Source organism: Pseudomonas sp. LS_2 (assembly GCF_042709235.1).
GTDB lineage: Bacteria > Pseudomonadota > Gammaproteobacteria > Pseudomonadales > Pseudomonadaceae > Aquipseudomonas.
In genome coordinates this window covers 72,359-83,571 of sequence record NZ_JAVAYC010000021.1, presented here as the reverse complement: position 1 = coordinate 83,571, position 11,213 = coordinate 72,359, and the positions used below count along the sequence as shown (strand labels likewise).

Genomic DNA, 11,213 nt, shown 5'->3' with positions numbered 1-11,213 from the left:
GGCATGATTGCCGGCTTTTTTACTGCAACGAACGCATCAGAACGAAGCGTTGGCCAGACCGTCCAGGTAGCGCTCGACGTCCAGTGCCGCCATGCAGCCCGCACCGGCCGAGGTGATCGCCTGGCGATACACGTGGTCGGCTACGTCGCCAGCGGCGAACACGCCTTCGACGTTGGTGGCGGTGGCATTGCCTTCACGACCGCCGTGTACCACCAGGTAGCCGTCCTTGAGGGTCAGCTGACCTTCGAACAGCGAAGTGTTCGGGGTGTGGCCGATGGCGATGAACACGCCGTCCACCTTCAGCTCGTCGCTGCTGCCATCGTTGTTCTTCAAGCGCGCACCGGTCACGCCCATGTCGTCACCCAGCACTTCGTCGAGGGTGGCGTTGAGCTTGAGTTCGATCTTGCCTTCGGCGACACGGGCGTGCAGCTTGTCGATCAGGATCTTCTCGGCGCGGAAGGTATCGCGGCGGTGCACCAGGGTGACCTTGCTGGCGATGTTAGCCAGGTACAGGGCCTCTTCCACCGCGGTGTTGCCACCACCGACCACGGCGACCGGCTTGTTGCGGTAGAAGAAACCGTCGCAGGTCGCGCAGGCCGAAACGCCCTTGCCCATGAATGTTTCTTCCGACGGCAGGCCCAGGTAGCGGGCGCTGGCACCGGTGGCGATGATCAGCGCGTCGCAGGTGTAGGTGCCGCTGTCACCACGCAGGGTGAAGGGTTTGTTGGCCAGGTCGACGGCGTTGATGTGGTCGAAGACGATCTCGGTCTCGAAGCGCTCGGCGTGTTCCTGCATACGTTGCATCAGCGCCGGGCCGGTCAGGCCATGCGGGTCGCCCGGCCAGTTGTCGACTTCGGTAGTGGTGGTCAGCTGGCCGCCGGCCTGCAGGCCGGTGATCAGCAGCGGCTTGAGGTTGGCACGCGCGGCGTACACTGCTGCGCTGTAACCGGCAGGGCCGGAACCGAGGATGATGACCCGCGAATGACGTACTTCGGACATGTCGTACTCCTGTCGAGCCGGCGCATGGGGCCGGCACCGCTGTGCCGGCGACGCCGGCTGGCATTGAAAAGGGCCTGCGCAGCACTTGGGGAAGGCTACGACGCACAGGCCCATAAACCTGGTGCCGCTTCCCTTGCAAGGCTCGCGGCGTGGAAAATTGAACGCACTGTAGCGAGGTGGCAGAGATTAAGGAAATATCCTTAGACAATCCACCTTATAGGTAGGCTCTATCCAACAAGACGACCGATAGTCATCGTCCCGCAGCTTTGTTACACGCCGTTTCCCACCTTTCACGCGCCTTTCGCCGACTCGACAAACTCGGTATGGTCAGCGCGTTTTCCCTATTGCGGAGCCTTCCGATGCAAGCCCCCGTCCTTTCCGGCCCCCAGTACCTACGCGAAGGCCTGAAACTGGTCCTGAGCCCGAACCTGCGGCTGTTCGTGCTGCTGCCCCTGGCGGTCAACCTGCTGCTGTTCGGCGGCCTGGTGTACTTCGCCGGGCACCAGTTCAGCCAGTGGGTCGACACCCTGATGCCGACCTTGCCCGAATGGCTGGGTTTTCTTACCTACATCCTCTGGCCACTGTTCGTCGCCCTGGTGATCCTGATGGTGTTCTTCACCTTCACCCTGGTGGCCAACATCATTGCCGCGCCGTTCAACGGCTTTCTCTCGGAAAAGGTCGAGGTGGTGGTACGCGGCGAGGACAACTTTCCGCCGTTCAGCTGGGGCGAGCTGGTGGCCATGGTACCGCGTACCTTGAGCCGCGAGATGCGCAAGCTCGGCTACTTCCTGCCTCGGGCGCTGGGCCTGTTCATCCTCTCGTTCATCCCGGTGGTGAACGTGATCGCTGCGCCACTGTGGTTGCTGTTCGGGGTCTGGATGATGGCCATCCAGTACATCGACTTTCCGGCGGACAACAACAAGATGAGCTGGCAGGACATGCTCGCCTGGCTGCGCAGCAAGCGCTGGCAGAGCCTGAGCTTTGGCGGCAGCACCTACCTGGCGCTGCTCATCCCGGGCGTGAACGTGGTGATGATGCCGGCGGCAGTGGCCGGCGCTACGTTGTTCTGGGTGCGCGAGCGCAGCTGAACATGCCAGGGGCCGCCATGCAGCGGCCCTTTCGGTCAGTGGCTAAGTTGGCTGGAGAACTGCCCCACCGCGCTGACCACCTTCTTCGCCCCATCCTGGATCTCGACGATCACCTGGCCGGTCTCGTCGGCCAGGTTCAATCCCTGCTCGGCCTGGCGCTTGCTGGTGTCGATGATGTCCACTGCCGCCTGCGCCAGCTGCTCGTTCTGCTGCACCACCTTGGCGATTTCGTCGGTGGCACTGCTGGTGCGTGAGGCCAGTTGGCGTACCTCGTCCGCTACCACGGCGAAGCCGCGGCCCTGCTCGCCGGCCCGCGCGGCCTCGATGGCGGCGTTGAGCGCCAGCAAGTTGGTCTGCCCGGCGATGTCGCTGATGGTCTTGATGATCGAACCGATCACCTTCGATTGCTTGTCCAGCGCCTGGATACCCTCGGCGGCCTGCTGCATGGAGCCCTCCAGGCCACGCATCACGTCGACGGTCTGGGTCACCACCTCGGTGGCCTTGCGCGCACTGGTGTCGGTCTCCAGCGAGGTGCTGTAGGCGATGTCGGCGGCCTCGGCCACCGCGATCTCCTGGTTGACCTGGTCGGTGATCACCGTGGCGAACTTGACCACCTTGTAGAGCACATCGTGGGAATCGATGATCGGGTTGTAGGAGGCCTCCAGCCATACTATGCGGCCATGGGAGTCCACTCGCTTGAAGCGGTCGGCGACGTACTCGCCACGGCGCAGCTTCTCCCAGAAGGCGTGATAGCCCGCCGAGCTGGCTTCCTCGGGTTCGCAGAAAATGCGGTGGTGCTTGCCGCGTACCTGTTCAAGGCTGTAGCCCATGGTCTGCAGGAAACGGTCGTTGGCGGCCAGCACCTGGCCATCCAGGTTGAACTCGATCACGGCAGTTGAGCGCATCAGCGCCTTGATCAGGCTTTCATGCTCGCGAGAGGTCTCGATGGTGCGGGTCAGGTCACTGGAGTGCATCGTGAAGTAACGGGTACGACCGTTGGAGTCCTTTACCGGCTGCAGGATGGAGCGCAGCCAGGCTTCCTCGCCGTTGCCACGCTGCAGGCGAAACGCGCCGTTGAGGTGCTCGCTACGGGTGATGGCGTTCTTCATGGACTTGTAGCAGTCCAGCTTCTTCAGGTACTCCGGGACGATCTCGTCGATGTTGCGACCGATCAACTGCTCGGCGCGGTAGCCCATCTCTTTCTCGAAGTTGCTGTTTACCGACTCGATCCGTCCTTGGGGGTCCAGCTGTAGCACCAGCATTTCGCTGTCGAGGCTGTTCTTGACCTGCTCGACGGAGGCCAGCTCCTCGCGCAGTCGTTGGATTTCTTGCTTCAGTTTACTGTTGAACATTCCCGCGATCCCCGAGCGCCAAGCCGCCATCATCGAATCCCTTTGCATCGGCTGGTTATCGGCAATTCTTGAGCGTCGGTCAGGGAAATATCCCTCTCGGCGCACTTCACCTGCCAGTCACACAGGCGTCACCGAACGGCAATACGACCGGCCCAGACTTTTCTCCATGAATACAGCGCCTTTGCACATAACCCTGGTCAGCGAAACCTTCCCGCCCGAGATCAACGGCGTAGCCAACACCCTTGGCCGCCTCAGCGAGGGCTTGCGCCTGCGCGGCCATCGCGTGGAGGTGGTGCGTCCACGCCAACCCGGCGACCTGCCCAGCTCCCATGGCGATGACCTGCTGCTGTGCCGCGGCTGGCCCCTGCCCGGCTACCCGGGCCTGCAATGGGGCGAGGTGTCGATGCACAAGCTGTGGCGGCGCTGGCGACGACAGCGGCCAGACGTGCTGTACCTCGCCACCGAAGGCCCGCTTGGGCTCAGCGCCCTGCGCGCCGCGCGGCGCCTTGGCATTGCCGTGGTCAGCGGCTACCACACCAACTTTGCGCAGTACTCCGGGCAATACGGGCTGGGCCTGTTGGCGCGGATGCTCACCCATTACCTGCGCTGGTTCCATCGCCGCACTGCCATCACCCTGGTACCCAGCGCCAGCCAGCGCCTGGAGCTGGAGCGTCGCGGCTTCGAGCGCCTGGGGCTGTTGGCCCGTGGCGTCGATGCCTGCCTGTTCAACCCCGCCCGGCGTAACCAGGCGTTGCGCGAGCAGTGGGGCCTGAAGGCCGATGATATCGCCGTGCTGCACGTTGGCCGCCTGGCTGCCGAGAAGAACCTGGGTCTGCTGCGCCCATGCATGGACGCCCTGCAGAAGGCTTATCCACGGCAACGCCTGCGCTTGATCGTGGTCGGCGACGGCCCGCAACGCACACAGCTCGAACAGCAACTCCCCGACGCCCTGTTCTGCGGCGCACAGCGCGGCGAGGTGCTGGCCGAGCACTATGCCAGTGGCGACCTGTTCCTGTTCCCCAGTCTCACCGAGACTTTTGGCAACGTGGTACTGGAAGCCTTGGCCTCCGGGCTGGCAGTGGTGGCCTATGACGAGGCCGCGGCGGCCCAGCATATTCGCCACGGCCACAGCGGTGCATTGGTGATGCCGGGCGACCAGCCGGCGTTCATCGAGGCCGCCTGCTGGCTGCTGGAAGAGGGTGAGACCCTGCGCAGGGTGCGCCTGAATGCCCGTCAACATGCCAGCCGGCAAGGCTGGCAAGCGATCGTCGAGCAGTTCGAAGGGTACTTGTACAGCGCTTGCCGCCAGGCGGGCGCGCAAAGCTCGCGCGCGCCTGCGGCACTGGCGATCAAACCAGGCTCGTCAGCGCCTCACGGCTGAACGGCAGAATGTCCTGCTCGCGCCCATCGCGCACTTTCTGCGCCCACTGTGCATCCACCAACAGGGCGCGGCCAACGGCCACCAGGTCGAACTCCTCGTCGCCCAGGCGGCGCAGCAATCCTTCCAGGCTGGCAGGCTTGGCCACCTTGTCGGTATCGACCATGAATTGCAGGAACTCGCCGTCCAGGCCGACGCTGCCGACGGTGATGGTGGGCTTGCCGGTAAGCTTGCGGGTCCAACCGGCCAGGTTCAGCGCCGAGCCTTCGAATTCTGGCTCCCAGAAGCGTCGCGTCGAGCAATGGAAGATATCCACACCGGCCTCGGCCAGCGGCGCGAGGAATGCAGCCAGCGCCTCGGGCGTTTCCACCAGGCGCGCGCTGTAGTCCTGTTGCTTCCACTGGGAGAAGCGGAAGATGATCGGGAAGTCCGGCCCGACCGCCGCGCGCACGGCCTGCACCAGCTCGATGGCGAAGCGCGAGCGTTGCGCCAGGTCGCCGCCGTACTCGTCGGTGCGCTGGTTGCTCGTGGCCCAGAAGAACTGGTCGATCAGGTAGCCATGGGCGCCGTGGATCTCCACGCCGTCCATGCCGATGGCCTTGGCATCGCGGGCAGCCTGAGCGAAGGCCTCGATCACGTCGCGGATATCCTCCTGGCTCATCTCGTGGACCACCACCTTGTCATCCTTGAGCTTGCCGCTCGGGCCATAGCCCGGCACGCTGCCATCCGGCTCGGTGCCCAGGCGCCGCACACTGCCCACGTGCCACAGCTGCGGCACGATACGCCCGCCTTCGGCATGCACCGCATCGACCACCTGCTTCCAACCGGCCAAAGCGTCCTCGCCGTGGAAACGCGGCACGTTCGGGTAGCCATTGGCCGCCAGGTGGCCGACGGTGGTGCCTTCGGTGATGACCAGGCCGACACCGGCGGCTGCGCGGCGGCGGTAATACTCGACCACCCCGGCATGGGGCACGCCGCCTGGGCAGAAGGTGCGGGTCATCGGCGCCATGACCACGCGGGTCGGCAGCTCGAGTGAACCCAGGGTGAAAGGCTGGAACAGCGGGTGGGTGGACATGCGGCGGCGCTCCCGGTGGGAATGAGGAATGCGCCTGAGATTAGGGCCGCCGTGGGGGATGGCACAGCATTATTGATTGGGGTGATTATCGGGTATCGCGGGGGCTGCCCCCCCGCGATACCGTCTCGCTCATGCCAGGGCCTTTTCGATCGCCTGCACCACACTGGGGTCGTCCGGCGCGGTACGCGGCGCAAAGCGCGCCAGCACGCGGCCATCCTTGCCGACCAGGAATTTTTCGAAGTTCCAGGTGATATCCCCAGGGAACTCCGCACCCTCTCCGGCAAGCAGGCGGTACAGCGAATGACGCTGCGGGCCGTTGACCTCGAGCTTGGCTCCCAGCGGGAAGCTCACCCCATAGTTGAGGCTGCAGAACTGCTGGATTTCCTGTTCGCTTCCCGGCTCCTGCCCGGCGAACTGGTTGCACGGCAGGCCAAGCACATTGAAGCCTTGGTCCTTGTAGACCTGATACAGATTCTCCAGCGCCTTGTACTGAGGCGTCAGACCGCACTTGGAGGCGACATTGACCACCAGCACTACCTGCCCCTTGAACGGAGCAAGGGGTAGTTCCTTACCGTCCAGCGCCTGCAATGTCAGGTCGTGAAATGCACTCATGTAGATTCCCCCTCTCAGGTTCGGTTGCCGTCGGGGCAAATTGCGCCCATCAAAAAGGCGCGCAGCCAAGCCGATCACCCTCATCGAGGGGAGTCCGGCTTGCCCGAGCGCCTGGCGACTTTCTGAGCTTAGCGCAGAAACTCAGTGGTGATGGCCACCTTCGCCGTGGATGTGGCGGTGAGCGATTTCTTCGTCGCTGGCGTCACGTACATTGACCACCTTGACCTTGAAGTTCAGGCGCTGGCCAGCCAGCGGGTGGTTGCCGTCGACGGTCACGTCGTCGCCGTCGATGTCGCGGATGGTGACGATCTGCATCTGGCCGTCCGGCGCCGAGGCGTGGAACTGCATGCCCACTTCCAGTTGGTCGACACCTTCGAACATGCTGCGGTTCAAGGTGCTGACCAGCTCGGCCAGGTACTCGCCGTAGGCGTCTTCCGGCTCGATGGCAACGTCCAGCTCGTCACCGGCCTGCTTGCCTTCCAGGGCTTTTTCCAGGCCTGGGATGATGTTGGCGGCACCGTGCAGGTACACCAGTGGGGCGCCACCGGCGGAGCTGTCGATGACCTCCCCGGCGTCGTTGGTCAGGGTATAGTCGATGGACACAGCCTTGTTGGCGGCGATCAGCATGGGGCGAGACCTTTTTGCAGAAGAATATAGAGCGGACAAGTGTAACCAAGGGTTCGTCCGATTGCGAACGCGGCTCGGGCGACGAGCGGCCCATCAGTCGGATCACCGGCTTTCACCTCGACGAGGAAGGCCACTGGGTGGCCGAGCTGTCGTGCGGGCATACCCAGCACCTGCGCCACCAGCCGCCGTGGCAATCACGCCCGTGGGTGCTCGACCCGCAGCAGCGCCAGCAGCACATTGGCACGCCTTTCGACTGTGGCTGGTGCGCACAAGGGGTCGATAGCGATACCCTTGGCCGTTGATTCCTTGCACCGCTTATTCCGAGAAGCACGCATGCAGACTTTTTTCATCGCGCCGACCGACTTCGGCGTCGGCCTGACCTCGATCAGCCTGGGGCTGGTTCGCACCCTCGAGCGCGGCGGCCTGAAGGTGGGGTTCTTCAAGCCCATCGCCCAGCACCACCCGGGTGACACCGGCCCCGAGCGCTCCAGCGAGCTGGTCGCCCGTACCCATGGCATCAAGCCTCCTACCCCGCTGAGCCTGGCCCAGGTCGAGCGCATGCTGGGGGACGGCCAGCTCGACGAGCTGCTCGAGGAAATCATCCGTCTCTATCAGCAGGCCTGCGTGGGCAACGACGTGGTGGTGGTCGAAGGCATGGTGCCTACGCGCCACGCCAGCTACGCCGCGCGGGTCAACCTGCATCTGGCCAAGAGCCTGGATGCCGAGGTGATCCTGGTGTCGGCCCCGGAAAACGAGGTGCTCAGCGAGCTGTCCGGCCGTGTCGAGCTGCAGGCGCAGCTGTTCGGCGGCCCACGCGACCCGAAGGTGCTCGGGGTGATCCTCAACAAGGTGCGCACCGAGGAAAGCATGGGCGCCTTCGCCGCGCGCCTGCGCGAGCACTCGCCGCTGCTGCGCGGCAACGACTTCCGCCTGCTCGGCTGCATTCCCTACCAGGCCGACCTCAATGCCCCGCGTACCCGTGACGTGGCCGAGCTGCTCGGCGCCCAGGTGCTCAACGCCGGCGACTACGAGCAACGGCGCATGAACAAGATCATCATCTGCGCACGTACCGTGGCCAACACCGTGCCGCTGCTCAAGCCCGGCACCCTGGTGGTGACCCCGGGCGATCGCGACGACATCATCCTCGCGGTGAGCCTGGCGGCGATCAACGGCGTTCCCCTGGCCGGCCTGCTGCTGACCAGCGACAGCAAGCCCGACCCACGCATTCTCGAACTGTGCCGAGGTGCGTTGCAGGCGGGCTTGCCGATCCTGTCGGTGAGCACCGGCTCCTACGACACCGCCAACCAGCTCAACTCGCTGAACCGCGAGATCCCGGTGGATGACCGCGAGCGCGCCGAGGTCATCACCGACTTTGTCGCCAGCCACCTCGACGCGCTGTGGCTGCACCAGCGCTGCGGCACGCCGCGCGAACTGCGCCTGTCGCCAGCGGTGTTCCGCTACCAGTTGATCCAGCGTGCGCAGCAGGCCAACAAGCGCATCGTCCTGCCCGAAGGCGCCGAGCCGCTGCTGGTGCAAGCCGCGGCGATCTGCCAGGCCCGGGGCATCGCTCGTTGCGTGCTGCTGGCCAAGCCCGAGGAAGTCGAGGCGGTGGCCCGTGCCCAAGGCATCACCTTGCCCGCCGACCTTGAAGTGCTCGACCCCGAGTTGATTCGCGGCCGCTACATCGAGCCGATGGTCGACCTGCGCAAAAGCCGCAACCTCAATGCGCCGATGGCCGAGCAGCAACTGGAAGACCCGGTGGTGATCGCCACCATGATGCTGGCGCTGGATGAAGTCGACGGCATGGTCTCGGGCCTGGTGCATTCCACGGCCAACACCATCCGCCCGGCGTTGCAGTTGATCAAGACGGCCCCCGGCAGCAGCCTGGTGTCGTCGGTGTTCTTCATGTTGTTCCCCGAGCAGGTGCTGGTGTACGGCGACTGCATCATGAACCCACACCCGAGCGCCGCAGAGCTTGCCGAAATTGCCCGGCAGAGCGCCGAATCGGCACAGGCCTTCGGCATCCCGCCACGGGTGGCGATGCTTAGCTATTCGAGCGACTCGGCCGCCAGCGACGAGGAAGTGGAGAAGGTGCGCGAGGCCACGCGCCTGGCGCAGCAGGCGGAACACGATTTGTTGATCGACGGGCCGTTGCAGTACGACGCCGCCGCCAACCCGGACATCGCCCGGCAGTTGGCGCCACACAGCCCGGTGGCCGGGCGTGCCACGGTGTTTGTGTTCCCCGACCTGAACACTGGCAACACCACCCACAAGGCGGTGCAGCGCAGCGCTGATTGCGTGAGCCTGGGGCCGATGCTGCAAGGGTTGCGCAAGCCGGTGAACGACCTGCCGCGGGGGGCGCAGGTGGACGATATCGTGCACACCATCGCCTTGACCGCGATCCAGGCCAGCCACGCACGCTGAAATGAAACGGGGCCGCTATGCGGCCCCTTCATGAGTTACGGATACTGCTGAACGTTACCCTGCTGCTCATACTGCTGGCCGGGAATCGGCTTCAGGTTGACCTCTACCCGACGGTTCTGCGCCCGGCCATTGGCATCGGCGTTGCTGGCGATCGGTTGGTCCGGGCCCATGCCGCGCACCGAGACCCGCGACGGGTCGACACCCTGGGAGGTCAGGTAGGTGCTGACCGCCTGGGCACGACGCTGGGACAGGTCCATGTTGTGCTGGCGGCTGCCGGTGCTGTCGGTAAAGCCGATCACTTCGATGGTGTTCTGGTTGAACTGCTTGAACGAGCTGGCCAGGTTGTTCAGCGGCGAGTAGAAGCTGGGGGAGATGTTCGCGGAGTCGGTGGCGAAGGTGATGTTGCCCGGCATGATCAGCTTGATCTGGTCGCCTTGGCGCTGCACTTCGACGCCGGTGTTGGCCATGCTTTCGCGCAGTGCCGCTTCCTGGCGGTCGGCGTAATAGCCATAGCCTGCCGCAGCGGCGCCCACGGCGGCAGCGCCGATCAGGGCACCCTTGCCGCGGTTGTTGTGGTCGATGGCAGCGCCGGCGATGGCGCCGGCCAGCGCGCCCAGGCCACCGTACTTGGCGGTCTTGCTCATCCCGGAGCCCTGCTGCGCCTGGCCCTGGTTGTCGTACGGGTTCTGGCTGGCGCAGCCAGACATCAAGGCAGCGGCGGTAGCGACGATAATCAGACGACGCATGGTGAACATGAACAAGCTCCTACTGAAATTCGAAAGTGCGGCGGATCACGCGGATCTATGCCAGCCTTAGATCACAGCAAGGGGAAAAAATTCCATGAAAACTCAGGCACGCACGAAGGGGTTCTCGCGCATTTCCTCGCCAAGCCGGGTATCCGGGCCATGGCCAGTCACGACGGTGGCGTCTTCATCCAGCCGGTACAGCCGCTCCTTGATCGAACGAACGATAGCCCGCTGATCGCCACCCCACAAATCAGTGCGTCCCACGCCGCGACGGAACAAGGTGTCGCCCGCGATCAACAGCTTGGCATCGGCGAACCAGAAACTCATCGAGCCGGGCGTATGCCCCGGTGTGTGCAGGGCCACACCGCAACCACAGGCCAGTTCCTCGTCGTCGCTCAGCCAACGGTCGGGCGCAGGCACCGGGGCGAACGGCACGCCGAACACCTGGCATTGCATTTCCAAGGCATCCCACAGCGGCTGGTCGTCCTTGTGCAGGTGCAAGGTCGCGCCGGTCAGTGCCTTGAGCCGGCCGGAGGCCAGGAAGTGATCGAAATGCGCGTGGGTGTGAATGATGCTCACCAGGGTCAAGCCATGGTGTTGAAGGCGGGCGAGGATCTTCTGCTCGTCACCGCCGGGGTCGACGACGATGGCCTTCTTGGTGAGCGGGTCGCCGATCAGCGTGCAATTGCATTGCAAAGGGCCGACGGGAAAGGTTTCGCGGATCAGGGTAGCGGGTACGGGTGTCATGGTTTGGCAGCTCACGGCGCATCTGTGGCCGTCATTTTCAGCCAAAGGCGCACACACGCAAGTCCCCAGGCCGATATCCGCAAAAAAACCATACAAATCACCAACCTCGGCAAACAAATTGGCGATTGCAGCCTAGACTCTCTAGGTCAACTCGCCACTACAACA

General features: G+C 64.4%; 10 protein-coding genes and 2 pseudogenes. 4 read left to right on the top strand and 8 right to left on the bottom strand.

Annotated features, from left to right (window positions below; translation table 11 throughout):
* Positions 1 to 36 precede the first annotated feature (36 nt).
* Complete coding sequence (gene trxB / locus RAC97_RS18400) at positions 37 to 999, bottom strand: thioredoxin-disulfide reductase (protein ID WP_375100835.1); 963 nt, start codon at positions 997 to 999, stop codon at positions 37 to 39.
* A gap of 359 nt (positions 1,000 to 1,358) precedes the next feature.
* Here trxB and cysZ point away from each other — a divergent pair, with 359 nt between their 5' ends.
* Positions 1,359 to 2,087 (top strand): sulfate transporter CysZ, encoded by a 729-nt coding sequence (gene cysZ / locus RAC97_RS18395; RefSeq protein WP_375100836.1) that lies wholly within the window; start codon positions 1,359 to 1,361, stop codon positions 2,085 to 2,087.
* 35 nt (positions 2,088 to 2,122) lie between these two features.
* Here cysZ and RAC97_RS18390 read toward each other — a convergent pair.
* Positions 2,123 to 2,542 (bottom strand): annotated as a pseudogene (locus RAC97_RS18390) (methyl-accepting chemotaxis protein); the annotation flags it as partial.
* 126 nt (positions 2,543 to 2,668) lie between these two features.
* A pseudogene (locus tag RAC97_RS18385) lies at positions 2,669 to 3,349 on the bottom strand (PAS domain S-box protein); the annotation flags it as partial.
* A gap of 256 nt (positions 3,350 to 3,605) precedes the next feature.
* Between RAC97_RS18385 and RAC97_RS18380 the strand changes: the two are divergent.
* Positions 3,606 to 4,820 (top strand): glycosyltransferase family 4 protein, encoded by a 1,215-nt coding sequence (locus tag RAC97_RS18380; RefSeq protein ID WP_375100837.1) that lies wholly within the window; start codon positions 3,606 to 3,608, stop codon positions 4,818 to 4,820.
* On the opposite strand, the gene RAC97_RS18375 is transcribed toward RAC97_RS18380, so the two are convergent.
* The 3 genes from RAC97_RS18375 to RAC97_RS18365 all read right to left on the bottom strand — a co-directional run bounded on the left by RAC97_RS18375 (position 4,789) and on the right by RAC97_RS18365 (position 7,131).
* On the bottom strand, positions 4,789 to 5,892 hold the full coding sequence (locus tag RAC97_RS18375) for an NADH:flavin oxidoreductase (RefSeq protein WP_375100838.1): 1,104 nt from the start codon (positions 5,890 to 5,892) through the stop codon (positions 4,789 to 4,791). The two genes, RAC97_RS18380 and RAC97_RS18375, sit on opposite strands and share 32 nt — an antisense overlap.
* Before the next feature lie 129 nt (positions 5,893 to 6,021).
* Positions 6,022 to 6,504, bottom strand: coding sequence for a glutathione peroxidase (locus tag RAC97_RS18370; protein ID WP_375100839.1), 483 nt, complete (start codon positions 6,502 to 6,504; stop codon positions 6,022 to 6,024).
* 141 nt (positions 6,505 to 6,645) lie between these two features.
* Positions 6,646 to 7,131: a peptidylprolyl isomerase gene (locus tag RAC97_RS18365; RefSeq protein ID WP_375100840.1), complete on the bottom strand. Its 486-nt coding sequence runs from the start codon at positions 7,129 to 7,131 to the stop codon at positions 6,646 to 6,648.
* Positions 7,132 to 7,145: 14 nt separating this feature from the next.
* Between RAC97_RS18365 and RAC97_RS18360 the strand changes: the two genes are divergently transcribed.
* Both RAC97_RS18360 and pta read left to right on the top strand, forming a co-directional pair.
* On the top strand, positions 7,146 to 7,433 hold the full coding sequence (locus tag RAC97_RS18360) for a DUF3565 domain-containing protein (protein ID WP_375100841.1): 288 nt from the start codon (positions 7,146 to 7,148) through the stop codon (positions 7,431 to 7,433).
* 31 nt (positions 7,434 to 7,464) lie between these two features.
* Positions 7,465 to 9,555, top strand: coding sequence for a phosphate acetyltransferase (gene pta / locus RAC97_RS18355; protein ID WP_375100842.1), 2,091 nt, complete (start codon positions 7,465 to 7,467; stop codon positions 9,553 to 9,555).
* Between the two features lie 35 nt (positions 9,556 to 9,590).
* On the opposite strand, the gene RAC97_RS18350 is transcribed toward pta, so the two are convergent.
* Together RAC97_RS18350 and RAC97_RS18345 are read right to left on the bottom strand one after the other, a co-directional pair.
* The gene (locus RAC97_RS18350) at positions 9,591 to 10,310 is read right to left on the bottom strand and encodes an OmpA family protein (protein ID WP_375100843.1); all 720 of its coding nucleotides are present in this window, start codon (positions 10,308 to 10,310) and stop codon (positions 9,591 to 9,593) included.
* Between the two features lie 93 nt (positions 10,311 to 10,403).
* Positions 10,404 to 11,048 (bottom strand): MBL fold metallo-hydrolase, encoded by a 645-nt coding sequence (locus tag RAC97_RS18345; protein ID WP_375100844.1) that lies wholly within the window; start codon positions 11,046 to 11,048, stop codon positions 10,404 to 10,406.
* Positions 11,049 to 11,213: the final 165 nt, after the last annotated feature.

What these genes read in the sequence shown, in the direction of transcription:
- cysZ (WP_375100836.1), top strand. Translation starts at nt 1,359, where the DNA reads ATGCAAGCCCCCGTCCTTTCCGGCCCCCAGTACCTACGCGAAGGCCTG.
- RAC97_RS18375 (WP_375100838.1), bottom strand. Translation starts at nt 5,892, where the DNA reads ATGTCCACCCACCCGCTGTTCCAGCCTTTCACCCTGGGTTCACTCGAG.
- pta (WP_375100842.1), top strand. Translation starts at nt 7,465, where the DNA reads ATGCAGACTTTTTTCATCGCGCCGACCGACTTCGGCGTCGGCCTGACC.
- RAC97_RS18370 (WP_375100839.1), bottom strand. Translation starts at nt 6,504, where the DNA reads ATGAGTGCATTTCACGACCTGACATTGCAGGCGCTGGACGGTAAGGAA.
- RAC97_RS18350 (WP_375100843.1), bottom strand. Translation starts at nt 10,310, where the DNA reads ATGTTCACCATGCGTCGTCTGATTATCGTCGCTACCGCCGCTGCCTTG.
- RAC97_RS18380 (WP_375100837.1), top strand. Translation starts at nt 3,606, where the DNA reads ATGAATACAGCGCCTTTGCACATAACCCTGGTCAGCGAAACCTTCCCG.
- RAC97_RS18365 (WP_375100840.1), bottom strand. Translation starts at nt 7,131, where the DNA reads ATGCTGATCGCCGCCAACAAGGCTGTGTCCATCGACTATACCCTGACC.
- RAC97_RS18345 (WP_375100844.1), bottom strand. Translation starts at nt 11,048, where the DNA reads ATGACACCCGTACCCGCTACCCTGATCCGCGAAACCTTTCCCGTCGGC.
- trxB (WP_375100835.1), bottom strand. Translation starts at nt 999, where the DNA reads ATGTCCGAAGTACGTCATTCGCGGGTCATCATCCTCGGTTCCGGCCCT.